Origin of the sequence: uncultured Aquimarina sp., assembly GCF_947495315.1 — a bacterium.
GTDB lineage: Bacteria > Bacteroidota > Bacteroidia > Flavobacteriales > Flavobacteriaceae > Aquimarina.
In genome coordinates this window covers 22,670-49,070 of the sequence record NZ_CANLYD010000005.1, presented here as the reverse complement: position 1 = coordinate 49,070, position 26,401 = coordinate 22,670, and the positions used below count along the sequence as shown (strand labels likewise).

Below are 26,401 nucleotides of genomic sequence, written 5' to 3'. Positions count from 1 at the left end.
AGTATCTACTTTTAATAAAGCATTAGACTGTTTTTTGAAGTTTAATGGGAATGTTTAATACAAATATTTCAAAACAAACAAATGAAAAAAAGTAGGCTCTATAGCTATCTACTAGCTATTCTATTAACTGTAAGTTCTTGCACGCAAACTAGTACTACAAAACAAACCGATGAAACCAATCTTGTTACCACCGTCGAAGAATTCAATAAAGCTATTGCTGTAGCTCAACCTGGAGACGAAATTACATTGAGTAATGGTATCTGGAATGATGCTCAATTTGTTATTACAGCAACAGGAACAGAAGAGAAACCCATTATAATTAAAGCACAGGAAAAAGGAAAAGTTATTCTATCAGGTAATACTTCTCTAAAAATCGGAGGGAAGCATGTAATTATAAAAGAACTAGTTTTTAAGAACGGTTATACCGAAGAAGATGCCCTTATTATCTTTAAAACCGATGATGGAAAATTAGCAGAAAACTGTAGACTTACCGAAATAGCAATTGATCATTTTAATCCGACTAATAGATTCGATAAATCCGAATGGATTCATCTTCACGGAAAGAATAATCGAGTAGATCATAACTATTTTGGAGGAAAGCTAAATGCCGGAGTAACCCTGGTGGTAAGACTAAATAACAAAAACAGTTTAGAGAATCATCACAGGATTGATCATAATCATTTTGGATACAGACCCAACTTAGGATCTAATGGAGGAGAGACACTTCGGGTTGGAGTTTCGACATATTCATTAAGTCCATCGAGAACATTGATTGAAAATAATTACTTTGAACAATGTGATGGCGAAGTAGAAATTGTTTCTCTTAAATCAAGTGACAATATTGTGCGTAATAATGTTTTCTATGAATCTGCAGGTGTATTAGCACTAAGACACGGAAACCGAAACTTAATAGAAAACAACTTCTTTATTGGAAATAACAAACCAGGTACGGGAGGAGTTCGGGTTATTAACGAAGGCCATACAATTAGGAACAACCATTTCCAGGAACTAAAAGGAAAACGTTTCTTTGGGGCACTACCAATAATGAACGGAGTTCCTAATTCACTAATTAACAGGTATCACAGAGCAGAAAACACAGATATAACTGGAAATAAATTTTTGGAATGTGATCATATTCAGTTTGGAGTTGGTGCAGATAACGAAAGAACTGATCCTCCACAAGATATTAGATTTACTAACAATATTTTCTACCATCCTGAAAGAAAACAAGTCTTTGAAGCAATTTCTGATTATAGTACCTTCTCCTTTTCAGGAAATGAAGTAATATCTGCAGATTCAAAATTCAATCACAAAGGATTTAAACAAGCCGAAATTACGTTCTCAAAAGATCCGACAGATGGCTTACTAAAAAACCAAACCTATCAACCTAAGCTTCCTTTTACAAAAAATGAAGTAGGACCAAACTGGTATACGCCTCAAAAGAAATATTTTGAGATTACTAATAAAAACTCGAACGCAGCACAAGTATCCAGTAATGAAAACGATACTTTATTTAACATAGTAAAAAGTGCATCATCAGGAGATACCATTCAATTAAAACCGGGAACTTATACTTTCACGAAACCTTTGGTCATAAACAAAACCCTGACAATCAGAACTGATGAAAGTGATAGTCCTACAATCTTTACATATGATCAAAACGAATCACAAAAGCCGTTGGTCATTATAGAAAATGGAGGAAGTCTCTCCATTAAGGGAGTTATCTTTGATGGTGCTTCGGAAAATGGTATTGCACAATCTGCTATCGCAACCTCATCAAAACCTATGATAGAGCACTATAAATTAAAGGTAGTTTCTTGTGAATTTAAAAATTTTAATGCAAGTCGTAAAACCGCCTTTAGAGCTTATAAAAATACCTATGCAGATACATTGATTTTTAAGAATTCTACTTTTCATAATATTTCCGGAAATGCTATCAGTTTAGATGGAGAAAATGAAAATAGAGGGCGTTACAATGCAGAGTATGTAAAAATCGATAAATGTCATTTTAGCAAAGTAATGGGTAATGCGATCTCGCTATTAAGAATGGGTAATGACGAAAGTACTACAGGACCGTACCTGGAACTAAAAAACTCCACCTTCATCGATGTCAACAATAAAGATTTAGGGAGTGTGGTTTTGCTTTGGGGAGTTCAGAAATTGAATATAGATAATTTATTATTCATTAATTCCGGAAAAGGCGGACGAGCCATAAAATACGAAGATCCGGGATGGGCTATTAGCAGTATTGATAATATCAGTCTTATCAATTCTGGTCGTATCGAATCTTTTGGAGAACGCACTGGCAATAATATCGAAATTATAAAAACCGAAAAACCATTGGAATATCTTTCAAAATATAAAGGTTTTAAAGCCACACAGTAAAAAAAATTATCCAACAACTATGATTAAAAGTGGATTCCAGCCTACGCTGGAATGACAATTACTTCTTGGACATGTACCCTTTTGTCATTCCTGCGTAGGCCGGAATCCAAAATGAATAAAAAAGTTTAAATGCGATACCCTAGTATCAAAATAACGGTGCTATTTCTGTTAAACATTTCTCAAAACTAGACAGACTTGTCTAGTTTTGTTTTTTTTATATATATTTGCCGTATGAAACATTCCAAAGTGAGAGATCATATTGTAGCAACTGCTTCTACTTTATTTTACAAAAAAGGCTACAACCTGACGGGAATTAATGAAATTATTAAAGAAGCGGGAATTGCCAAAGCTACCTTGTACAATCATTTCCCATCTAAAGAAGATATTTGTATTGCCTATCTTCAATTTAAGAATGATACTTTTACTAAGGACATAAGAGATTTTGTATATAAAGCTTCGCCTGGAAAGGATAGAATATATGCGTTATTTGATTTTCTAAAGTTGTTTTTTGATCAAAAAGATTTTAATGGATGTTGGTGTTTAAATACGTACTCTGAAATGCCGAAAGAAAATGAAACAGTGCGCATTGAAATTCAACAGCAAAAGAATGATTTCATACATTTCATCAAAGATCTTGTTATCGGAAATTGTAATCAAAACTCTGATCAAGCTAACGAAATGCTTGCTAAAAAGATTTACTTATTATATGAAGGGGCGATTTCTGAAAGCAAATTACATCAAAGTACTTGGCCAATAGAGGCCTCTTTATCTTTATGTAAGAAAATCATCGAATAAAAAAATTTACATTAACAGAGACAGACTTGTCTGTTCAATTTTAATTATTTAAATATATTATATATAATGACACAATTCAAAAACAAAACAGCTCTAGTAATTGGAGGAACAAGTGGAATCGGTAAAGCTACCGTTGATTCCTTAATAGAAGGAGGAGCTATCGTACATGTAGTAGGTAGAAATACATCTAAAATTCCTGATGGAGATAACATCATTAAACATCAGGTCGACATTACCAACAAAGATAACGTTGATCGACTTAACAAAACTATTGCGGACCTAGATCGCCTAGATTACCTGGTAAACGCATCTGGGATTTTTGGTCCGAAAGCATTTTTAGACCACACAGTTGAAGATTATGACTCTTATCAAGATCTAAACAGAGGGTTCTTTTTTATTACGCAATCAGCCGCTAAGAAAATGAAAGAAAGTAATAGTGGCTCCATTGTCAATGTAGGTTCTATGTGGGCCAAACAAGCTGTGAAAGCAACTCCTTCTTCTGCATATTCCATGCAGAAAGCAGGATTACACTCGCTAACACAACACTTAGCAATGGAATTAGCAGATCACGGAATCCGAGTAAACGCAGTATCTCCTGCTGTGGTAGAAACTCCTGTTTATGATAGCGTTTTTGGAGGGGCTGATGAGGCTAAAAAAGCGTTGGTTGGTTTTAATAATTTTCATCCAATCGGAAGAAACGGAACTGCACAAGATGTAGCTAACAGTATTACGTTCTTATTATCGGATCAAGCTTCATGGGTAACCGGAGCTATTTGGGATACCGATGGTGGTGTAATTGCAGGAAGAAATTAATTTAAAAAAACATCTGATTATGTATGATATGAATCACCTAAAAAAATTAGGTACACTTAGTAAAAATGCATCAGAAGCTATGAAAGCTTTTCAGGCTTTTGATAACATCGCATTACAAGAAGGAGTTATCCCCGTAAAATACAAAGAACTAATGGCCGTTGCCGTTGCATTAACTACACAATGTCCATATTGTTTAGAGATTCACAAGAAAAATGCAATAAAAGCCGGTGCTACTACAGAAGAACTAGCAGAAGCCACATTTGTCTCTGCCGCACTTCGTGCTGGAGCGGCTGTTGTACACGGAACACACCTTATGGATGAATAAACTAATATTATAAAGAGTAAAACGCTTAAAAGAGAGTGTTTTACTCTTTATATTTATATCGAATATGAAATCAAAAGTACTTATTATAGGAGCTGGATTAACTGGCCTATTACTAGCTTACAGATTAAAAAAAAGTGGAATAGCCGCAAAGGTTATTGAAGCTAGAAATAGAATCGGAGGAAGAATACACACACTACAATCCAAAAACGAAACTCCAATCGAAATGGGAGCGACTTGGTTAAGTACTCAACATTATGAATTACTTATGTTGCTAGAAGAATTAGAGCTTCCAGTTTTTGAACAATTTATGGAAGGAATTACACTTTTTGAACCATTATCCACTGCTCCACCACAACAAATACAATTACCAACTAATCAACAACCTAGCTATAGAATACAAGGTGGAACAATTTCGATTATCAATAGACTTGCTGAATTTCTTACTAATGAAGAATTAATCCTAAACGAAAAAGTAACACATATTAACTATCTGAAGGATCACTTCGAAATTGATTCAGAATCTGCAACCCATTATGTTAATAAAGTAATTTCTACCATCCCTCCTATGCTTCTTATGAATTCCATACAATTCAATCCATTACTACCTGAAAATGTAATTGATATTGCCAACAAAACTCATACCTGGATGGGTGACTCTATTAAATTTGGCATTTCGTATAAGCAACCTTTTTGGAAAGAAAATAAGTATTCGGGAACGGTTTTTAGCAATGTTGGTCCTATCACAGAATTATACGATCATTCTAATGCAGAAAACACTCGCTTTGCACTAAAAGGTTTTCTACAAAGTGGTTTGAACACCTACACCAAAGAGCAAAGAAAGTCTAAGGTATTAAATCAACTTCAGAAATTATTTGGAGACAAAGCTTTGGAATATCTAGCATACGAAGAAGCTGTTTGGAAACAAGAACAAAACACTTCTATTCATTCAGAAAAATTTATATTTCCACATCAGAATAATGGGCATAATTATTATCAAAATGGCTTTTTTGATAACAACTTCTTTATTGCTGGATCAGAAACCGCTACAAGACATGCGGGATATATGGAAGGCGCAATACACAGCGCTCAATCCATATATCAAAAACTTATTTAAATACTCTTATTTTAATATGAAAGGCAACACATCACCTGTAGCGCCATTAGGGAATGTTATTCCTAATAACGCAGAAATAGTTGGGGCAATATCAGGAATGGTTGTTTTCTCTGTAGTGCTTCCTTGTTTAATACCTTTACCCATAAACAATAAAGGAGCATGCGTATCGTAATTCAATCCACTTCCGTGTGTGGATCCTGTCCGAGAATACAGAATAGTCGCAGGGTTTAATACAAAAACAACGTCTCCACTTCTTTTCTGATTATATCCTTTTTGGACTAAGGCAGCAATTCCTTCGGTATATGTTCCCGTTAATAATTGTTCTCTAGTAAATACCTTGTCTATTTGATCATATTGTAAGATGTAATGTGCAGTAGCTTTCTGTAAATCCTGAGCATTTACATTATTTTTATTTAAAACATCATATGCAAAAAAGACTTGGTCATTATCTATTTTCTCTATCAATCCGTCCACTTTAAATCTTTCTTTTACAAAAGCCATAATCTTAGTCGATAAAGTATCCATTTTAAAATAACCAGATGGTATCTTTAGCGTCTGTAAATACGATGGTACATGAACAGCTCCGTGATCCGCGGTTAAAAAAACCGTATAATTTCCTTTTCCAACCTTTGCATCTAATGCATTAAAAAATCGTTCCAAATCTTTATCTAATCTCAAATACGTATCTTCAATTTCTTTAGAATTTACTCCAAAATTATGTCCTACATAATCCGTACTAGAAAAGCTCACTGTTAGAAAATCAGTTATCTCATCTTTACCCAAAGCCTCACCATCTATAGCAGCAATGGCAAAATCTGCCGTTAAGCTATTACCGTATGCAGATCCCTTGATAATATCATAACCTTCATTTTGATCCTTCAGACCAGCTAAGTCATAAGGAAATGTGGCGGTTTCTTTTCCTTTAAACCCTGCCTCAAAATTATTTAGGTCTGATCCACTTTCAGTATATGAATCGATATCATATAGAGTATTCCATACTTTTAGATAGGATTCTGCATTGTCAGAGTCATTAAACTGTTGTACCCAATTTGGTAAGTCATTTCTATAATACGTACTGGTAATCCATTTTCCTTCATCTTTTCCTCTAAACCAATACGCACCATTTGCCGAATGTCCTGCAGGCAAAATTGCTCCTCTGTCTTTTATTGCAATTCCGATAGACTTCCCTTTTAACTGTGTATGCAATCGATTCTGATCCGCAACGGTTGTAGTTTTCATACGATGCGGAGACATTCTCTCCATCTCGCTATCTGAACCAACTGCTCTTACGGATGGATCACTAGCACAATACACACCTTTTTTACTAAATTTATCGTACCAATAATTAGAGATAATCCCATGATTTTGAGGGGTAGTACCTGTAAATACCGATGCATGTCCTGGGCCAGTATAGGTAGGAACATAGTTAAAATGATTGTTTTTACAATTAAATCCCTCTCTAATCATTCTCTTAAAACCACCTTCTCCAAAACGATTATAAAAACGTGTTAGATAATCATATCTCATTTGATCTACCACCATCCCAACTACTAGTTTTGGTGAAACATTTATAGTCTTTTCCTTAGAAAATTCATTAGAATCTGGATCTGGTTGTACTTGCTGTGACTTACATTGTATAGAAAACAGAACCGCTCCAAGAATTAAGAATACTTTCTTTATCATTACTTTTCAAAATTTAGATGGCCAAAATACCATTTATGCAAATGTAAAACTTTAATGGAAGGTTACATGCTGTACCTAATTTTTTTTCTATTTTAGCCCTTCTAATGTAGCGCATATGTTTTATCTGGACGATATTGGTCGTTATTTTTTAATGTTAAAAAAAGTTTTTAGTCGCATGACTAAAGGTTCAGTGCTTAGAAACTTGATTTTCAAAGAAATAGACGACCTTATTATTGGTTCATTAGGAATTACTGTATTTCTTGCTTTCTTTATTGGTGCTGTAATTGCTATACAAACTGCTTTAAACCTTACCAATCCGCTAATTCCAAAACAATTAATTGGTTTTGCTTCCAGACAATCGATGATTTTAGAATTTGCCCCAACCTTTCTTTCAGTAATTATGGCTGGTAAAGTAGGCTCTTTTATCACATCCAGTATAGGAACCATGAGAGTTACAGAGCAAATAGATGCATTAGAAGTAATGGGAATTAACTCTCTAAATTATTTAGTATTTCCAAAAATCATTGCTATGTTTATGTATCCTTTTATTATAGCAATTGCAATGTTTGTTGGTGTATTTGGAGCATATATAGCTGGGGTTTATGGAGGGTTTGTTTCGGGCTCTGAGTTTTTAACAGGGCTCCGCGAGGAGTTTATCCCATATCACTTAGTTTATGCTTTTATTAAGACGTTTATTTTTGCCTTTCTATTAGCAACTATTCCGTCTTTTCACGGGTATTATATGACAGGTGGAGCGCTAGGTGTTGGTAAAGCGAGTACTTCTGCGTTTGTTTGGACAACAGTGGTTATCGTAACTTCTAATTATATACTAACTCAATTATTGTTAAGCTAATGATAGAAGTAAAGGATATTCATAAAAGTTTTAATGGAGAACAGATTCTTAAAGGAATCACTACAACTTTCGAGCGGGGTAAAACTAATTTAATTATTGGAACCAGTGGTAGTGGTAAAACTGTTTTTCTAAAGTGCATGCTTGGGTTGTTTACACCAGAAAAGGGTTCTATTTGTTATGATGGAGCCACCTATTCTGATCTTTCTACAGAGGAACAGAGAAATCTTAGAGAACAAATGGGGATGGTATTTCAGGGAAGTGCATTATTTGATTCTATGACAGTAGAAGAAAATGTAATGTTTCCACTGATGATGTTTACCAAACAGAAAAGAGAAGAAATGCGTGAACGGGTAAATGAAGTATTAGCTCGTGTAAATCTAGAGAATGCAAACAATAAGCTTCCATCAGAAATAAGTGGAGGTATGCAAAAACGAGTAGCTATTGCAAGGGCGATTGTAACTAGGCCCAAATATCTATTTTGTGATGAACCTAACTCTGGATTAGACCCCAGAACAGCTATTGTGATTGACAATCTGATAAAAGAAATCACAGAAGAATACGACATCACTACGGTCATCAATACCCATGATATGAATTCTGTTATGGAAATTGGAGAAAAGATTGTTTTTCTAAAATATGGTAATCTAGAATGGGAAGGTGATAAAACACAAATTTTCAAAACTGATAACGAAGCTGTAACAGAATTCGTTTACTCTTCTAACTTGTTTAAGAAAGTAAGAGATGCACAGTTAAAAGGACTCTAGAAAAACTTGATTTTAAAACTCTTAATTCCTTAGTAATTTATTTTTAGTAGAAGCGTCTAATTTATTACTAACTAACTTTCGAAAAATTAATCAAACATTTTTAAGAATTAGTTAAGATTTTGATTATTAAAACTTTAACACCAAATGTGGTATTGCCGTAAATAGATTTTACAGAGTTTATTTACCTTTAACTTCATAAATCTTAAAACCTTACAACATGTTAAAAAATGTTTCAAAATTCGGAATTAAACTAAGTAAAGATCAGCAAAAGGAAATTAATGGAGGCGGATTACGTCCATCCAGATGTTGCAACCCAGCACTTTCTTGTTGTGTCCCTAATCCAAATTACAATGGTTCTAATTGTCAATTCGTTCCAGGAAATCCAAACTCTTTTCCGGTTCCTTATTGCATTTAATATTTAAACTTATTCGAAACTGCTGATTTACTTTAGTGCATCAGCAGTTTTCTTTTTAAGTGATGATTCGTTTATTTCTTAATACTTCAATATTTATGCACTTTTTAACTTATACATATACATATTGGAAATGATAAGTAGCCCTATAAAAAACACATTTATTAAAGAAATAAAAATTGAATCTTTATGTGCAATGTGTGCTACAATGGCAGTTACAAAAAATAATCCAACTCCCGCATATCCCCACTCTTTTACCTGAACCGGTATTTGTGGTATTAATAAAATAAAGACGGCAATTATCTTCAGAACTCCCAATTGAATCCTAAAAAAGTTAGGAAACCCTAATGACTTGATTCCCTCTATAGTTTCTTTATTAAAAAAGTAAGTATAGGAACTCCATAACAGCATTAAAGAAACCAGAGCGGTTGATGTCCAGTAGATTATTTTCACAGGTAAATTTATTTTATGAATTTATATACTCATACATTGAACGTATGCGTTTTTTATGATATATAAATATATTAAAAAAACGCAATTCTAGGTGAATTGCGTTTAATAAGCTTTTTTTTAACTCATACTTGTTTTATTAGAGTTTTTTCATAAACAAACGCATTTTCGGAATTATAATATTAGCATCTTCTTCAAGGGCAAAATGACCAGTATTCAGAATATTAATATCTACATTCTTAAGATCACGCTGGAAAGCATTGGCTCCGGATTCTGGAAAAAAAGCATCGTTTTTACCCCATACAATAAGCATAGGAGGCTGATTCTCTCTCAGGTACTGCTGCCATTTAGGGTACAGTTTGATGTTATTCTGATAATCGTAGAATAAATCTAGATTTACTTTATGAGCACCAGGTCTAGACATACGTGCATAGTCTAAATTCCAAGTATCAGGATTTATATTTTCAGGATTTCTGACACCATGTGTGTATTGCCATTTTAAGCCTTCTAAAGAAAATACACCTAGCAATGCGTTTTCGGTTTCTGAATTTCTATTCTCCCAAAGGTTTTTTACTCCAGCCCAAGCTTCACCAAGTCCCTTTTCGTAAGCATTACCATTTTGATTTATAATTCCACGAACTCTTTCGGGATGCTTAGTAGCAATTCTTAAACCAATTGGGGCTCCATAATCTTGAATCATCAACACATAAGAATCTAATTTTAATTTTTCTAACAATCCATCAATTGTTTCTGCAATATTATCAAAAGTATATTCGTATTCTGAAGCATCAGGAAAATCACTTTCACCAAAACCGGGATAATCAGGTGCAATTAAATGGTAATCATCTGAAAGTTCAGAGAGTACTTTGCGATATTGATGTGATGAACTTGGAAATCCATGTAATAAAACGATTGTTTCTTTATTAGGATCGCCAGCTTCTCTATAAAAAATATTAATCCCATCAATTTTTTGCTTTTTAAACGTTGTAGTAACTTTCTGTTCCACAATGTTTCTGTCATCATTTGTTTTTTGTTCTTTATTGGTATTAGGTGAACAACTAATCACCAATAAAACAATAATAAATAGTATATTTTTCATGATATAAATTTTTATGCGGTTAATTGTAACTTATTGGATTCTTGAAACTCCCATTCTCCTTTTATCATTCGGGTTACATAGCAATTATCAGCTTCCTTGATAAGATAATCGCGTTGCTCTTCTGTAATGTCTCCTTCAATGTTAATTCGAGAATCAACGGTAGTCTTAAAACTTCTGTCCTCTTGCTTAAAAGCATCTTGAGATAGGGCTGCATTTACTTCGCCAATCTCCCAACTCTTTCTTCTGGCTGCATTACGGATAGTAGCTACTTTACACATTGCAATTCCAGCTAATACCAGCTCTACAGGTGAGAAGCCCAAGTCTGTTCCCTTTGACGGGATTGGTTCATCTCCAATAATCGCGTGTTTTCCATTACTTATTACAGATTGATATCCAATCGGTAAATTTTTGATGTTTATTTTAGTACTCATTTTTTTATGGTTTTAACCCTTTTCCAGATTATGTCTAGAAAAGGGTGTTATTGTTTACTTTCTAAAGTTGTTTATTTCAGTTACAATTTCTTGAGTTGTGAACACGTGACTGGCAATCATTTTAAAATTAACAACCGCAGCTTCATAAGCATTAAGACCAGGTAAAATAGCTCCTGCAGTAGCATCCGAAACTACGGCTACGCGAAATCCTGATTCCACTAAATCTCTCATATGGGACTCGGTACATAGATTAGCAGACATTCCTGCCAAAATTACATTGCTGTATCCGTGTTTACGTAATTGTAATGCAAGATCATTAGATTCAGGTCCATATACCTTGTGAGGATTTGTTACGATAACATTATCTTCATCTATGTATTCTTTATAACGATCTAACCAATCAGCACCAGACCCTTCAAATCCTTCAGTTTTAAGTGTATGTGATCTATCAAACATGTTGATTTTATGCATTAGTGCCTCAAGTGCTCCTTCTATCTCCCACTGGTGATCATGTTTGTAGTAATAATGCGGTGATACGAATACTTTAATATTTTTTTCTTTGGCAACTTTAAATAGTGCTTCAAGGTTTTCTACTGTGTTATTTTTTGTAACGCTTTCGCCTACCACACCCCAGGTAACACCATCAGGGCTAAGAAAATCATTTTGTGGATCAGTGATTACAATGGCTGTGTTTTCGTCAACTGTAAAACCAGGATCTGGTAGTTGAGCGTAAGAGTTCGTATGAAATCCTATTGTTAGAATTACTAACATTCCTAATTTAAAAATTTGTGTTTTCATTTTTTTTATTTTTTATGTTTATACTATTTTTCAAAAGATTGTAAAAGAACTTATATCTTATAAGCTGTCATTTTTACATTATCCGTCATCGTTCTATAATTTGGAGATGTCTTTCTCACTTTTTCGATAATTTTATCATAATCTTCCTGTGTTCCACTCCCTTTTACTTCATAATTGAATTTGAGTTCTTCAAAGCCAACAGGAGCTTCTTCATCTACACCCAGGAATCCACGAAGGTTTAATTCTCCTTTAATTGTAAGGGTTACATTTTCTAATTCAATATTATTATTGGCCGCATTAGCAACAAAACCAACCATCATACATCCTGCAAGTCCTCCCAAAAGATATTCTTGTGGTGATGGATAGCTATTAGCACCTAATAATTCATTAGGCTCATCAATAATAAATTGAAAATCTTTCTCAATTTCTTTATCACCTACTGTTTGATTAAGCGCAGTGATTTGAGTCTTTACACCTCCCTGCCATTCGGCTTTAATTCCATATTTAGAAATTGCTTCAGAAGGTATTTCTGTAATTGTATCGACATATTGTTGTAATCCTACTGTGTCAATACCATTAATTTTTATATCAGACATTTTAATACTTTTTTAAAGGGTTATCATTAGTTTCTTCCTGCCATTACACCTCCGTCTATATCCCAAATCGCTCCAGTTACCCAAGAACTTTGATCTGACAATAAGAAGTAAATGGTCTTTGCTATATCATCAGTACGCCCCACTCTACCGATAGGGTGGAAATCATTGAATCCTTGCAAAGTCTCTTCAATTTTATCTTCTTCTATAAAGGCTCCGTAAATCGGTGTAACTACTACTGCCGGCGATACCGCATTTACTCGGATATTGTATTCGGCTAACTCCATAGCGAGATGTTGTGTTAATGAATGAAGGCCTGCTTTAGCCATAGAATAAGCCGATGAAGGAGTTGCCTTAATAGCTTGTTTTGCCCACATAGAACCAATATTTACTATCGATCCTCCTCCGTTTTTGATAAGCACCTTAGAAGCTGCTTGATTGATAAAGAAAAAAGCACGATTAAAGTTGTGATAGGTATCATAATCCTCTTCTTCGTGTTCTAGAAACGGTTTTGGGCTAAAATAACCTGCCGCATTTACTATATATTTTAAATTAGGTGCTATACCTTGGATAGATGTTGCAAAAGATTTGACTGCTTCCGTGTCACTTAAATCAACACTTATGGACTTTACTGATCCAAGTCTAGACAATTCTCGTTCGGCTTTTGCAAGGTTAGAATCATTTCGACCAACAATAAGGACCTCGATACCATCTTTTACTAAAAGTTCTGCGGTGGCTTTTCCCATTCCTGAAGTTCCACCAATAATTAAAGCTTGTGTATTCATTTTTTATTTTTTTTAGAATTAATACTGGTACAAAATTCAGTATAATCTCAAATAAAAAATGGTAATCCAGAAGCTAAGAATGGTAATTTAGAGATGCGCTTTTTGAAATTGTTTCGGAGTGTAACCCGTACCTTTTTTAAAATACTTGGTAAAATAAGTGGGATCTTCGAAACCTAAGCCGTATGCAATTTCTTTTATAGCAGAGGAACGATTAGAAAGCATACGCTTTGCTTCGAGAAGTTTACTTTGTTTTATAATATTTGCAGGAGTATCCAGCAAAATAGCTTTAGAAACCTCTGTAAGTGTCTTCGAATTAGTTCCTAATGTGCTAGCGAAATAATCTATACTATGAAAGCTTTCTATTTCTTCAAAAACAAGTTTTTTAAAGTCAGCAGCTAGTTTATGTTCTGGGTTTGTTTCAACATCAATACTACCGTCAAGTTTTCTTAAACGTTCAATTTGAAATAAAATGTTTTGGAAATAATGATATACTTGCTCTTTGTAATAGCTGTCTTTACTATGAATTTCTGATTCTATATAGGAGGCTAACAGCCCTACTTTTTTTGTATCACTATCCGATAACTTCAAGCAGTTACTACCTATTTCATTAAAGATGGATAATGAAAAGCGGTCCATCAATCCAGCCTTACTTTTATTGATAAAATAGTCATTAAAATGAAATAGATATCCTTCATTAGGGGCATCTATACAGAAATAGTGAATCTGATTACGATTTATAAAAAAGATCGTATTTGCATCATGATCGATAGTGTCATAATCCACAAAATGTCGGCCGGCTTTTTTAAACCAAATTATCTGATAAAAGCTGTGTCTATGAGGAACAGATGCATGCTGTTTATTTTTTTCAAAATAGGATAAGGCATCATTCACTTCAAAGTGAAGTTTTGAATAATCATCTTTATGCAGATCATATCTTTTAATTGTGTCCAACGCTCATTTATTATTGTCAACAAATGGATATCCCAGATTGTATTATTTTTATTACCCTATTATAAACTTATAATTACGCTTAATATTGTTAATTTATACAACTACCTCACCAATAACGTATCAGCCTTCAGCTCACCAGTAATCCACTCTCGGAGATCTTTATTTCTAACATCGTTTAAGCTATCTGATACTTGGAATTTCCATTGTGGGAAGATAACTTTTACGGTATCTACTTTTAGGAAATTGGATTGTAGTACTTCTCCATAACCTAGCTGAGATAAATCCGGGAAGCGGATTTTTGCATCTTTGGCAATATTATTATAAGGCAATACTTCTATAGGAATTACTTTTTGTGCTTCGGCTAATTGAGTTTCCATTAGCGCAAGTCGTATCTTTAGATCTTCGACCTTATCTAATAATGTTTCATTTTCAGTTTCTAAACGATTTAACTCTACAATATATCTATCGTTTGCTTTAGAGATTTGCTCAATTCCTCTTGCTTTATTACCGCTAATTTTCAATGTAAAATCTCTTATACTTTCGTAATTTTTCAGCTCATTTTGTAAATCACTCACAGTTGCTTCAGCGATTTCACCATCAAAGTATAATTTGATAGACTTATCATCATACTCATAAAATTGCTTGCGTAGATATAAATTAGGGTTTGCATCAATTTCATTGGCCAAAAAACTTTTATAATCCCTATCAGCATTACTCATACTCAAGGTATTATAAAAGGTCCAAATCGCCGGAATAATCGCTATAATTGCCAAAGCGGAAGCCAGTCTAGCTATACGTTTCCTTTTTGCCGAATTTGCATAACGGAGCATTGGAAAACGTAATAACTTAGCTACAATAAAAGTAGATAATGCAATAAAAATGGCATTAATACTAAAAAGATATATTGCACCTATTGCATATTCCGGATTTAATTCTGCAATTCCATATCCAACCGTACACAAAGGAGGCATTAAAGCCGTAGCAATTGCAACTCCTGCTATAGCATTGGGCATGGTTCCTTTTTTGGATTTAGCAACAATCAGTGCTAAACCACCAGAAATTGCCACAAAAACATCCAGAATCGTTGGAGCTGTCCTGGATTCTAGTTCTGGCGTAAGCTCTGTCAAAGGTGAAACTGCAAAATACAAAGTAGCCGTTAAAACGCTGAGCCCAACCATCACCCCCAAATTAACCAAAGATCGTTTAAGCGTATCAATATCATTAATTGCGATAGAAAGGCCAACACCTACAATCGGTCCCATTAATGGAGAAATTAACATCGCACCGATCACAACCGCCGTAGAACTAACATTTAATCCAATAGACGCCACAAATACAGAAAATATAAGGATCCAAGCAGTATGTCCTTTAAAAGGAATATCATTCTTAACATCCTCTATCGTCTGATCTCTATCTGTATCCGATCGAATATCTAATAAACCTGAAAGAAATAATTTGATACTTACAAAAAGGCCTTTAGCGTCCCTTTTTACAGATTCTTTAATTTCTTCTTGTTCTGAATTAACAGGTTGGTTTGTATTTTCTTCCATTAGTATTATCCGTATTTTTCTCCGTAGGTATCTTTTACTTTTTTAAGTACTTGTTTAATATCCTGTTCTTTCTTTTTGGGGTAAATTAACAGGACTTCTTCTTTATCTACTATAATATAATCCTTTAGTCCATCCACTACAACAATTTTATCTGTAGCAGTTCTAATCATATTACCTGTAGCGTCCTCTGCCAAAACCCTGGCATTCACCACCGCATTATTAGCATTGGTTTTATCAAGTTTATCATATAAAGACCCCCAAGTACCAAGATCATTCCAATCAAAGGTAGCAGCAAGCACATATACATTTTCTGCTTTCTCTAAGATAGCATAATCTATAGAAATATTTTCTGCGAGTGGATAATTAACCGCAATAAAATCATTTTCTTCTTTTGTATTGTAAGTATCCAATCCTTTTTCAAACAAAACGGTCATCTCTTTTTGGAATTTAGCGAAAGCGCTTACAATACTTTTGACACTCCAAATAAAAATTCCGGCATTCCAGAGATAGTTACCTTGATTTAGGAATTGCTTTGCTGTTTCATAATTAGGTTTTTCTGTAAACTGAGCTACTTTTTTAATAGCATTCGTTTCTTTATCGTATTGTATGTATCCATACCCTGTATTTGGAAACGCAGGTTGGATACCCAAAGTCATTAGAATATCTTTTTCTGAGCAAGCATCAAAACTTTGCTTTAAGTTCCCTACAAATGCATCTTCATCTTCAATCCAGTGATCACTTGGTGCCACTACCATAACTGCATCTGGATTTTCTTTCTGAATTTTCAGTGCAGCATATAAGATGCATGGAGCTGTATTACGCATTGCCGGTTCTGTAACTACTTGGCGCTGTTCTGCATCAGGCAATTGCTCCAATACCAGATCATTATATCGCTCATTGGTCAGAATAAATATATTCTCGGTTGGGATGATTTTTGCTAACCTACTAAATGTACGTTGAATCAATGTCTCTCCAGTTCCTAGCATATCGTGGAACTGTTTCGGAAACTCTGTTGTACTTACAGGCCAAAATCGGGATCCGACTCCACCAGCCATCAAAATGGCATAATAATTTTTGTTCATAATTAATTTAGTAATTCGACTTCAGCATTGGGGTTAAACAGGTATACTCTGCCTGTGCTAATTTCGACACATTCATAACGTTTAATACGTTTATTTCCTTTTTGGAATATCTTTCCATTATATAATCTAAACTTACTTCCTAAAGGTACTTCAAAGATATAATTTTTATCATTCTCTGGGTCATATTGTTTTAGCGCTAATGATAGTTTTGCATCTGTATCACTACTTGCTCTCGGATTCTTAAAATGATTGGCAATAACAGGCAATAATCTGGATGGAAAAACATCTGGATTGATGTACGGTAGCATCAATTGCTGAAAAGTTCGTTTCCATTCTATTCCGTGGGGTTTGATATAACGTCCATGCTTTTCGAAAGCAACCAAATGAGCAATTTCGTGAATCAATGTTATCAAAAACCGATAGGCATTCAAAGATGCGTTAACAGTGATTTGATGTCTACCATCTGGCATTTTACGATAATCACCATGACGAGTGACACGTTCATTCACAATTTTTAGGTGAACATTACATTTCACAATCAAATCAAATGCCGGTTCTATTGCTCGTTCAGGGATGTATCTTGCCAAGATTTCCTTCATTGCCGCAAAATACAAAATTAAGCGCATCTGTCCGATGCGCTTATAAAAGATTTATTATCGAAAATAATTAGTATGCTCCTTAATTACTATTCATTAATCTTACAAACTCTGCTCTATATCCCTGCTCATCATTCCCTTTACTGTTTTTTGCCAAAGTGGTGATATCTTCGATGTTTTGATTTTGCATATATTTTGAGTTTCTCAACTTCATCCCATACCAAGCTACAGAAGCAGCAAATTGAAAGTCCGTTGAGATTTGTTTTTCGGTATCTGTTTTATGTATATGGACCATTTCAATACTTCGATCTTCCTTTGGCTTTTTATACCTAAATTTTACGGTAAACAACTCGTTTCCATGTTTAGCTTTCTCTGCTTTTTCATTTTTTTCAGAATATTTTAAATCTGAAACCTCCTTAAGATATTTGCTTTGTACTCCGATTGGTATCACTTCATACAATGCGGTAACCGTATGTCCGCTACCAAGTTCTCCGGCATCTTTAGTATCATCTATAAAATCTTCATCATTGAGCAATCTATTTTCATAACCTATCAAACGATATGCCTGTACTTTGGCTGGATTAAACTCTACCTGGATTTTCACATCTTTTGCAATGGTATATAATGTTCCTCCAAACTCAGTCCCTAATACTCTCTGTGCTTCTTGCATCGAATCGATATAGGCATGATTACCATTACCAGTATCTGCTAGCGCTTCTAGTTTACTATCTTTATAATTACCCATTCCAAAACCTAGACAGGTTAAAAATACTCCTGATGTTCTTTTTTCTTCAATCAATTTTTTCATGCCGGTATCACTACTAACTCCTACATTAAAATCCCCATCAGTTGCCAGAATCACTCTATTATTTCCATTTTTGATATAATGTTCCTCAGCTATTTTATAAGCTAGCTTAATTCCTTCACCACCAGCAGTCGAACCTCCTGCTTGTAGATTATCTAATGCTTCTAGTATCTTTTCCTTATTTTTTCCACTTGTTGGTTTGAGCACTACACCAGCAGCACCTGCATATACAACAATGGACACCTTGTCTTCTGTCCTTAATTGAGCCACCAACAGTTTAAAAGCCTTTTTTAGTAATGGTAATTTGTTGATATCATTCATAGATCCAGAAACATCAATTAAAAACACCAGATTGGATGCCGGAAAACTTTCTGCTGGTATTTCTTTGCCTTTTATTCCTATTTTGACCAATTGTGTTTCTTCATTCCAAGGAGTTGATCCGGATTCTGTATGAATTGCAAAAGGATGCTCATCTACAGGTTGTTTATAATCATACTTAAAATAGTTTATCATCTCTTCTATCTTCACCGCGTCTTCAGGAATCTCCTGACCATTATTAATCATCCGGCGAATATTACTGTATGAAGCTTTATCAACATCTATAGAAAAAGTTGATAGTGGAGCTAAACTGACTCTTTTAAAAGTATTTTCATTGACTTCGGCATAAGATTCATCATTCATTTCTTTCATAAGAGCAGGAGGCGATGACTTAATTGCAATTTCGTTTTGTACTGCTTCAAACTTAAATTCAATTGGTTCTATAATAGATTCCTGTTCTTCTATATCTTCAATCATAAATTGTTCAACAAAAACCTCTTCGTTTACTTCTTTAATCTTAGGTACCTCTTCGTTTTCTGAAATAACTAAGTCGTGCTCTTCTTTGACATCAACAACTATATTAGCAGGCGTCTTCGTTTTAGGATCACAAGAAGTGATCAGTAAAGCGGATAATCCTATTATCCCCCATCTGTTTTTTTTAATACTCATTGTTTTCATACTATTTAGTTTTGTTACATTTAATAGTGAAACAAACATAATACCACAATGAGATCCCGATAAAATATATTATCGTCCTTTTTCTTCGTTATACAAATTACTCGAGTGTGGTATTATTAAAATTGAAAAAAATCTTATGTTGTTTTAAAAGGCCTACTACTATTTCCTAATCCATTTAAAATAGATAAAAACCAAAACTCCTAATAGCACTAATGGCCAAACATAAAAGAGTACTAGAAATAAATGTTGTAAAAGATTCCAACCAAAAGATAATCCATCCGCAGCCCTATCCATAAAACTTTTTACGTACTTCTGAGGTTCCTCTTTAGGAACAACTGTTTCATAAAAATCAAACTGAATTGTACTATAAGACACTCTATTAGCCAGATAGTTTAATCGCCCTTGTGCTGCTTCTATTTCCTCCTGGAGCACTCTTAAATTATCTTCCGTCAACAAAATATCTTCTACAGTCTTTGCTCTGGTTTTAAGAATAGTTTCATAGCGCTGCTTCACTTCTAACTTTGTTTTCAATCGTGATTTAACATCAATATATTCTTCAGTGACGTCTACGGTCGATATATTTTTATAATCCACAAAATCTGCCAAAGTGCAAATACTATCCAATACTTCATCAAAATTTTCTTGAGGAACTCTAATCGTAAACCTATTTTCTTTTACGTAATTGGTATGAGTAAAGCGTTCATCAGAAACATAACCTTTATATTTAGAAACTATTTCTTTTGATAGCATACTTGCTTGTTCTACACGATTTACTTTGATACGACAATTTGCATTTTTAATTATCCTGAGCTTATCGGTTACAATTTCTTTTTTATCTTCTTTTTCGGATGCATTCAAAACTGAAGCCTCTATAATTTCTTCCATAGGAATACTTCCCGAAGCATCGTTATAATCCTTTTCTGCTTGAGAACAAGACAGTACGAGAAATAAAAGACATAAAACCTGAAGTATCTTAATCAGTTTCATATTAGTTCGCTTTTTCATAACTATTCATTAATCTTACAAACTCTGCCCTATATCCCTGCTCATCATTCCCTTTACTGTTTTTTGCCAAAGTGGTGATATCTTCGATGTTTTGATTTTGCATATATTTTGAGTTTCGTAATTTCATTCCATACCAAGCTACAGAAGTAACGAATCGAAAGTCAATTGACGTTTGCTTTTCGACATCTGTTTTATGTACATATACCATCTCAATGCTTTGATCCTCCTTTGGTTTTTTATACCTAAATTTTACGGTAAACAACTCGTCTCCATATTTAGCTTTCTCTGCTTTTTCATTTTTTTCAGAGTATTTTAAATCTGAAACCTCCTTAAGATATTTGCTTTGTACCCCGATTGGTATCACTTCATACAATGCTGTAACTGTATGTCCGCTACCCAGTTCTCCGGCATCTTTAGTATCGTCTATAAAATCTTCATCATTTAGTAATCTATTTTCATAACCTATCAAACGATATGCCTGTACTTTGGCTGGATTAAATTCTACCTGGATTTTTACATCTTTTGCAATGGTATATAATGTTCCTCCAAACTCAGTTCCTAATACTCGCTGTGCTTCTTGCATCGAATCGATATAGGCATGATTACCATTACCAGTATCTGCTAGCGTTTCTAGTTTACTATCTTTATAATTACCCATTCCAAAACCCAGACAGGTTAAGAATACTCCTGATGCTCTTTTTTCTTCAATCAATTTTTTCATGCCAGTATCACTACTAACTCCTACATTAAAATCACCATCAGTTGCCAGGATCACTCTGTTATTTCCGTTTTTGATATAATGTTCTTCTGCTATTTTATAAGCTAGCTTAATTCCTTCACCACCAGCAGTCGAACCTCCTGCTTGTAGATTATCCAATGCTTCCATTATCTTTTCCTTATTTTTTCCACTTGTTGGTTTGAGCACTACACCAGCAGCACCTGCATATACAACAATGGATACTCTGTCTTCTGTCCTTAATTGCGCCACCAACAGCTTGAAGGCCTTTTTTAGTAATGGTAATTTGTTGATATCATTCATAGATCCAGAAACATCAATTAAAAACACCAGATTGGATGCCGGAAAACTTTCTGCTGGTATTTCTTTGCCCTTTATTCCTATTTTGACTAATTGTGTTTCTTCATTCCAAGGAGTTGATCCGGATTCTGTATGAATTGCAAAAGGATGCTCATCTACAGGTTGTTTATAATCATACTTAAAATAGTTGATCATTTCTTCAATTTTAACCGCGTCTTCAGGAATCTCCTGACCATTATTAATCATCCGGCGAATATTACTGTATGAAGCTTTATCCACATCTATGGAAAAAGTTGATAGTGGAGCTAAACTGACTCTTTTAAAAGCGTTTTCTATAATTTCTTTGTACGCCTCATCATTTTCATTGATATCTTGTTTAAAATCCACTCTATCTTCTAAAACAATACTTTCGTGAACAGTATACTTTCTGGTAGCATACTGGTTGCAAGAGCTTATTCCTAAAAAGAACAATCCAAGAAGTATAAATCCGATTTTTTTAATAGTCTTTGTTTTCATATTTATTGTTTTTACCTTGTTAAACTGAAAACAAACATAGTATCATAAAAACCTGTACTCTTGTATAGCCTTTGTAAAACAATTGTAAACCGTTTTACAAGTCATATTTACTTAATAATCAAAACAATACAATTATTAATCCTGAAGAACACATAGCATTCTCTCTTCTTAAAAAAGCCGTTACTAGACAGTTTTTAAAAGAGAATACTGCCTCGAGTGATGATATCGCTCAGTGGAAAGGTCAGGATATTATATTGTTTCAGGAAGATTTACGAAAACAAGTAAAAGGTAGTATTAGCGAAAAATCTTTCTACAGTTATTTTAAAAATAATGCGGAAAAATTACCTCGGGTAGACATTCTTAATATGCTGTCTGAATACAGTGGTCATAAAAATTGGGCAGATTTTAAAGCAATGAATTCTCAAAAGAAAATTCAGAAGAAAAGTCGTGTAGTTTCTAAATTGATTGGTTTTTTGTTAATTGGAATTGTATTTATCACCTCTGCTTATTTTTTAATTCCAAAAGCACACACCTTTAGCTTTTGTTTTATTGATCAGGACAGAAATCTACCCATTACCAAAACTCCTATCGATATTATAGTCCTAAATGATAAACAGTCTCCTTTTTATGCAAAAAGTGATAGTTTAGGATGTTTTAAATGGAGTACAAAAGACGACTATATTCATTTTGTTATCAAATCTCCATATCATAAAACCGATACTATTTTTAGAACTGTTTCATCTATAACTAATGAAAATATCCAAGTTAGTACAGATGATTATGCCTTAATGTTACATTATTATGCGAATGGTAAACTGGAGGATTGGAAAAACAGAAAAAATGAATTATCCAGAATGATTGCCAATGACGCAACTATTTTTCAGGTACTGCCATCGGGATTAGGTATTGAAGTATATTCTAAAAGTGAATTCATTGATAAACTCACTACACCAATCAAGAGTTTAAGAAATATTGAAATTATTGAATCCAAAAGATCCAAAGGGCAAATTGTTAAACTAAAATTCAGAGTGAAATCATGAAACAGTTTGTATATCTCATAATATTATTACTGATTATAGGTTGTGCGAACAATTCATACAAAATGATGGAAGCTGAAAGCGTAACCGATGAGGCTATTTCTGTGGAAGAGAAAACCTCTTTTGACGCACTAGAAGATGCTTACTCTGTTTTGATTACTGAAAAGTTACAAGATTATTTAGACAAACAAATACTAGTAAAACAACACCCGGAATTTAAGAGCAAAGAGAAGGATGTAAAATTATTTAACTCAAAAGACGTAAAAGAAATACAACAAATTAATTTTATTGAACAACCTGAAGTACTCTCTGATTCAATTACTAAAATAATCACTCAAGTTCATTTTAATAATACCGAAACTGACACGATTGTTTCTTATATAAAAACCTCTTCTACAATGATCGACGGTGTTAAGTTTAAGACATCAAAAGCAGTTTTTGAAAGGATGAAATCATCAACAAAAATCGATTAAAACATCTTTTTTAACATAATTTTTACGGTTTTTCCGTCTTACAATGACTCTAAAACCATTATATTTTAGGCTTTTCGACGAAAAAAAATTAGCATTTGTCGAGTATTTTGAGTTTTTAACTTGTTGTTAATCAATTATTAATATTTTTGATTCCCTGATTTTAACATTTTATAAAGAAAACTTAACAATCAAACGTCATGAGAGCTTTTATAATTTTACTATTACTTTTTATTTGTACTACAAGTATAGCACAACCCCAAGTTGAAGACCAAGATCCGAAAGAGAAATTAAAATTAGTGGAAACCCAACTAGAGGAAGTAAACAAAAGGTTAGAGCAGCTGGCAGAACAAAGAGCAATTCTTTTGCAACAAGAATTGAATCTTAGTAATTATGCCAGTGATCGTATTAAAAAGGTAATCATAAAATATTCTATTAAGGCTAATAAAATAATTCAGTCTAATGCTTCTGCTAACGAAAAAACAAAAGACTTAACTAATATTGTTTATTTTCAGAATGAAGAGTTTAAGAAAGTACTTACTGTACATCAATTCTATAAGTATCTTAAACTAACGGATATTTAAAAGACATAATAACTATTAGGGTGTACTACTAGACACCTGAAGCACTTTACCATTATAAAACTTATTAGCAGTCAACGAGAAATCTTTAATATATGTAGCCATTTCTATGGCGGTTAAAGGGGCTTGATATCCAGGAAATGCTTCTTCTAACATTTCTGTTTGTACAGCTCCTAGCGCTAATACATTAAAAGCGATACCACTTTCTTTATATTCTTCTGCTAAGAGTTCACTTAATGTAATAACCGCTCCTTTACTAGAACTATAAGCTGCTAACCCAGGAAACTTCATACTTCCCTGAATACCTCCCATACTACTCACGGTAACTACATGACTCCCATTTATCATAAAAGGTATTACCAAGCGAGTAATTTCGGCTACGCCAAAAACATTCACTTTATATACTTCTTCAAATTCTTGTGTAGAAATTTCTGCAAAGGGTTTATTTAATAATTTGCCTGCATTATTAATTAGAACATCTACTTTCTTCCAGGTTTTGGTTATATAATCGGTCATTTTTACTAGATCAGACGGATTACATAGATCGCAGGAAAATGTATGAATATTTTTGTTATTAAGAGCCGCAATAGGCTTCTCATTTCTTGATAAAGCCAGCACCTGATGTCCTTCGTCGGCAAACAATTTAGCCATCTCATATCCTATTCCTCTGCTTGCCCCAGTAATTATAATATTTTTCATGTTTTTTTATAAAAAAAGCCCTTTCAGGTTTTAGAAACCCAAAAGGAGTAAAAATTTAATTTAGCTTAATTTCTTTTGTTGGCGTATTTAGTATACTCGTAATTGCCGGCACACAATCATTAATGAGCTCTGCCATAAATTCGAAATTCATCTCAGAAACCTCATCATCTACATGGTGATAGTAGTCATAATTGGTGAAATCAAAAGTAGAAATCGTTTGACAAGGCACATTGAATGCAGAATAAAAAGGATAATTATCACTTCTTCTAAATAACTGAAATTCCTTTGCTTTGGGTAGAAAACCTATTAATTCTTTCCCTGAATATTCATTGATTTTTTCTGCCATATTTGAAATTTCATACCCTGTAATGTAGGCTTTATATGTTTTATCATTTAGTGGCACTCCTATCATTTCGAAATTTACCATCGTATATAAGTCAAGATTTTTCTCTTTTAAAACTTTTGCTAAATGATCAGAACCTAGCAACCCTCTTTCTTCTGCTCCAAATAACACGAACAAAACACTACGTTTATTACTTTTTACCTCTGCAAAATGTTTTGCCAATGAAATCACTGCGGTACTTCCTGCTGCATTGTCGTTAGCTCCATTAGCGATTGTATCGCCATCTACATCTTTTCCATTTCCTATATGATCAAAATGTGCTCCTATTACTACAAACTCATTAGTTAAGTCAGGATCGGTACCTTTAAGATAACCTACTACATTGTAGGTTTCAATTCCTTTGGCATCAAAAGTATTAAGATATGATTCAAAATAAGGTTCTATTCCAGACTTCTTAAACTCCTGCTCTATAAATTTTGCTGCTTTTTCCAGTCCTTTACTTCCAGTATCTCTACCTTCTAATTCATCGCTAGCTAAAAAATTCATGATAACTTCTACGTCAGAAGCTGCCACATTAGACATAGGGGATTGCGCTGTAGTTGCTTCTTTACAAGTTATAAATAAAAGCGCGATGATAAAAAATGTTATCTGTTTCATGTGTTTATTATATTGTTTTGAATGTCAAAAGGAACTCACCAAATAATCATTTTTGAAGTGTATCAAAAATTTCGTTATGACTCGTTTCATGTTTTTTTTCTGAATAATGAATGATTTTTGATAAAGATACTTAAAAAGTGTACTCTTAGACATCCAATTATGATACCATTATATCTTTTATTTTTAGGAATTGTAATAACATAACGGTCCTGGCGTCTTTGATTTCACCTGTTTGTATCATATCAAATGCTTTTCTAAAATCTATTTCTAAAACATCAATATATTCTTCTTCATGATCAAGCCCACCTCCTTTTTCCACCTTCATTTCATCTGTATATTCGGCAATAAATAAATGTGCTATTTCTGTCATTATAGCTGGAGATGCATACACCGAAAATGCTTTTTCAACAGAACTAATATCATAACCTGTTTCTTCCAGTGCTTCTTTTTTTACACATACTTCTGGAGTATCACCATCAAGAGATCCTGCACAAACTTCAATATTCATTCCAGATGTATTCCCATTTAAAAGAGTAGGCAATCTGAATTGCTGTGTGAGAACTACTGTGTTCTTTTGGAGGTTATATAACAATACAGAGGCACCATCACCGTGATCGTAGACTTCCCGAAGGTGTTTTTCTGGAATATGAGCATCTGTATGGGTATACTCGAACGTATATTCTTTTAATAAAAATGTTTTATCTGATAGTATATTTGATTGTAAATTTTCAATTCTCTTTTTCATTTTTTAAATATAAAAAAATCCCACTTCAAAAA

The 26,401-nt window shown here is 33.6% G+C and carries 28 protein-coding genes; 11 read left to right on the top strand and 17 right to left on the bottom strand.

Annotated features, from left to right (window positions below; genetic code table 11):
- Positions 1–81 precede the first annotated feature (81 nt).
- The 5 genes from Q0910_RS10310 to Q0910_RS10290 all read left to right on the top strand — a co-directional run bounded on the left by Q0910_RS10310 (position 82) and on the right by Q0910_RS10290 (position 5,432).
- A complete protein-coding gene (locus tag Q0910_RS10310) occupies positions 82–2,385 on the top strand; it encodes a chondroitinase-B domain-containing protein (RefSeq protein ID WP_299215670.1) in 2,304 nt (767 codons plus the stop codon).
- Between the two features lie 231 nt (positions 2,386–2,616).
- The gene (locus Q0910_RS10305; protein WP_299215668.1) at positions 2,617–3,180 is read left to right on the top strand and encodes a TetR/AcrR family transcriptional regulator; all 564 of its coding nucleotides are present in this window, start codon (positions 2,617–2,619) and stop codon (positions 3,178–3,180) included.
- 66 nt (positions 3,181–3,246) lie between these two features.
- The gene (locus tag Q0910_RS10300) at positions 3,247–3,993 is read left to right on the top strand and encodes an SDR family oxidoreductase (protein ID WP_299215666.1); all 747 of its coding nucleotides are present in this window, start codon (positions 3,247–3,249) and stop codon (positions 3,991–3,993) included.
- A gap of 28 nt (positions 3,994–4,021) precedes the next feature.
- Positions 4,022–4,318 carry a carboxymuconolactone decarboxylase family protein gene (locus Q0910_RS10295; RefSeq protein ID WP_299215664.1) on the top strand — a complete coding sequence of 99 codons (297 nt, stop codon included), beginning with the start codon at positions 4,022–4,024 and terminating at the stop codon, positions 4,316–4,318.
- 64 nt (positions 4,319–4,382) lie between these two features.
- On the top strand, positions 4,383–5,432 hold the full coding sequence (locus Q0910_RS10290) for an FAD-dependent oxidoreductase (protein WP_299215662.1): 1,050 nt from the start codon (positions 4,383–4,385) through the stop codon (positions 5,430–5,432).
- Between the two features lie 6 nt (positions 5,433–5,438).
- Here Q0910_RS10290 and pafA read toward each other — a convergent pair whose 3' ends face one another.
- Positions 5,439–7,115: an alkaline phosphatase PafA gene (pafA, locus tag Q0910_RS10285; RefSeq protein WP_299215660.1), complete on the bottom strand. Its 1,677-nt coding sequence runs from the start codon at positions 7,113–7,115 to the stop codon at positions 5,439–5,441.
- Positions 7,116–7,230: 115 nt separating this feature from the next.
- On the opposite strand from pafA, the gene Q0910_RS10280 reads away from it, so the two are divergent.
- From Q0910_RS10280 to Q0910_RS10270, 3 genes are all read left to right on the top strand, one after another.
- The gene (locus Q0910_RS10280) at positions 7,231–7,968 is read left to right on the top strand and encodes an ABC transporter permease (RefSeq protein ID WP_299215658.1); all 738 of its coding nucleotides are present in this window, start codon (positions 7,231–7,233) and stop codon (positions 7,966–7,968) included.
- Positions 7,968–8,732, top strand: a complete 765-nt coding sequence (locus Q0910_RS10275) for an ATP-binding cassette domain-containing protein (RefSeq protein WP_299215656.1) — start codon at positions 7,968–7,970, stop codon at positions 8,730–8,732. The genes Q0910_RS10280 and Q0910_RS10275 overlap by 1 nt, the downstream gene beginning before the upstream one ends.
- A 217-nt stretch (positions 8,733–8,949) precedes the next feature.
- Positions 8,950–9,147, top strand: coding sequence for a hypothetical protein (locus tag Q0910_RS10270; protein WP_299215654.1), 198 nt, complete (start codon positions 8,950–8,952; stop codon positions 9,145–9,147).
- Positions 9,148–9,240: 93 nt separating this feature from the next.
- On the opposite strand, the gene Q0910_RS10265 is transcribed toward Q0910_RS10270, so the two are convergent.
- From Q0910_RS10265 to Q0910_RS10205, 13 genes are all read right to left on the bottom strand, one after another.
- Positions 9,241–9,597: a DoxX family protein gene (locus Q0910_RS10265; RefSeq protein ID WP_299215652.1), complete on the bottom strand. Its 357-nt coding sequence runs from the start codon at positions 9,595–9,597 to the stop codon at positions 9,241–9,243.
- A 136-nt stretch (positions 9,598–9,733) separates the two neighbouring features.
- Positions 9,734–10,693 (bottom strand): alpha/beta hydrolase, encoded by a 960-nt coding sequence (locus Q0910_RS10260; RefSeq protein ID WP_299215650.1) that lies wholly within the window; start codon positions 10,691–10,693, stop codon positions 9,734–9,736.
- Positions 10,694–10,704: 11 nt separating this feature from the next.
- On the bottom strand, positions 10,705–11,124 hold the full coding sequence (locus Q0910_RS10255; protein ID WP_299215648.1) for an OsmC family protein: 420 nt from the start codon (positions 11,122–11,124) through the stop codon (positions 10,705–10,707).
- A 54-nt stretch (positions 11,125–11,178) separates the two neighbouring features.
- Positions 11,179–11,922 (bottom strand): cysteine hydrolase, encoded by a 744-nt coding sequence (locus tag Q0910_RS10250; protein ID WP_299215646.1) that lies wholly within the window; start codon positions 11,920–11,922, stop codon positions 11,179–11,181.
- A gap of 50 nt (positions 11,923–11,972) precedes the next feature.
- On the bottom strand, positions 11,973–12,518 hold the full coding sequence (locus tag Q0910_RS10245) for an OsmC family protein (protein WP_299215644.1): 546 nt from the start codon (positions 12,516–12,518) through the stop codon (positions 11,973–11,975).
- A gap of 26 nt (positions 12,519–12,544) precedes the next feature.
- Positions 12,545–13,300, bottom strand: a complete 756-nt coding sequence (locus tag Q0910_RS10240) for an SDR family oxidoreductase (RefSeq protein ID WP_299215642.1) — start codon at positions 13,298–13,300, stop codon at positions 12,545–12,547.
- A gap of 87 nt (positions 13,301–13,387) precedes the next feature.
- A complete protein-coding gene (locus Q0910_RS10235; protein ID WP_299215640.1) occupies positions 13,388–14,251 on the bottom strand; it encodes an AraC family transcriptional regulator in 864 nt (287 codons plus the stop codon).
- Between the two features lie 101 nt (positions 14,252–14,352).
- On the bottom strand, positions 14,353–15,801 hold the full coding sequence (locus tag Q0910_RS10230; protein WP_299215638.1) for a DUF389 domain-containing protein: 1,449 nt from the start codon (positions 15,799–15,801) through the stop codon (positions 14,353–14,355).
- Between the two features lie 5 nt (positions 15,802–15,806).
- A complete protein-coding gene (locus tag Q0910_RS10225) occupies positions 15,807–16,883 on the bottom strand; it encodes a mannose-1-phosphate guanylyltransferase (RefSeq protein WP_299215636.1) in 1,077 nt (358 codons plus the stop codon).
- Positions 16,884–16,885: 2 nt separating this feature from the next.
- Positions 16,886–17,482, bottom strand: coding sequence for a SprT-like domain-containing protein (locus Q0910_RS10220; protein ID WP_299216452.1), 597 nt, complete (start codon positions 17,480–17,482; stop codon positions 16,886–16,888).
- Between the two features lie 79 nt (positions 17,483–17,561).
- On the bottom strand, positions 17,562–19,280 hold the full coding sequence (locus tag Q0910_RS10215; protein ID WP_299215634.1) for a VWA domain-containing protein: 1,719 nt from the start codon (positions 19,278–19,280) through the stop codon (positions 17,562–17,564).
- Positions 19,281–19,439: 159 nt separating this feature from the next.
- Positions 19,440–20,267, bottom strand: coding sequence for a DUF4349 domain-containing protein (locus Q0910_RS10210; RefSeq protein ID WP_299215632.1), 828 nt, complete (start codon positions 20,265–20,267; stop codon positions 19,440–19,442).
- 1 nt (position 20,268) lies between these two features.
- Positions 20,269–21,837, bottom strand: a complete 1,569-nt coding sequence (locus tag Q0910_RS10205) for a VWA domain-containing protein (RefSeq protein WP_366142656.1) — start codon at positions 21,835–21,837, stop codon at positions 20,269–20,271.
- 365 nt (positions 21,838–22,202) lie between these two features.
- On the opposite strand from Q0910_RS10205, the gene Q0910_RS10200 reads away from it, so the two are divergent.
- The 3 genes from Q0910_RS10200 (at position 22,203) to Q0910_RS10190 (ending at position 23,928) form a co-directional block, all read left to right on the top strand.
- Positions 22,203–22,877 carry a hypothetical protein gene (locus tag Q0910_RS10200; protein ID WP_299215630.1) on the top strand — a complete coding sequence of 225 codons (675 nt, stop codon included), beginning with the start codon at positions 22,203–22,205 and terminating at the stop codon, positions 22,875–22,877.
- Positions 22,874–23,347 carry a hypothetical protein gene (locus tag Q0910_RS10195; RefSeq protein WP_299215628.1) on the top strand — a complete coding sequence of 158 codons (474 nt, stop codon included), beginning with the start codon at positions 22,874–22,876 and terminating at the stop codon, positions 23,345–23,347. Before Q0910_RS10200 ends, Q0910_RS10195 begins: the two co-directional genes overlap by 4 nt.
- 197 nt (positions 23,348–23,544) lie before the next feature.
- Positions 23,545–23,928, top strand: coding sequence for a hypothetical protein (locus Q0910_RS10190; protein ID WP_299215626.1), 384 nt, complete (start codon positions 23,545–23,547; stop codon positions 23,926–23,928).
- Between the two features lie 15 nt (positions 23,929–23,943).
- Here the strand turns inward: Q0910_RS10190 and Q0910_RS10185 are convergent, their stop codons facing one another.
- The 3 genes from Q0910_RS10185 to Q0910_RS10175 form a co-directional block, all read right to left on the bottom strand.
- Positions 23,944–24,624 carry an SDR family oxidoreductase gene (locus Q0910_RS10185; RefSeq protein WP_299215624.1) on the bottom strand — a complete coding sequence of 227 codons (681 nt, stop codon included), beginning with the start codon at positions 24,622–24,624 and terminating at the stop codon, positions 23,944–23,946.
- A gap of 55 nt (positions 24,625–24,679) precedes the next feature.
- Positions 24,680–25,624, bottom strand: a complete 945-nt coding sequence (locus Q0910_RS10180; RefSeq protein ID WP_299215622.1) for a M28 family peptidase — start codon at positions 25,622–25,624, stop codon at positions 24,680–24,682.
- Between the two features lie 157 nt (positions 25,625–25,781).
- Entirely contained in the window at positions 25,782–26,369 is a 588-nt protein-coding gene (locus Q0910_RS10175; RefSeq protein WP_299215620.1) for an NUDIX domain-containing protein, read from the bottom strand.
- Positions 26,370–26,401: the final 32 nt, after the last annotated feature.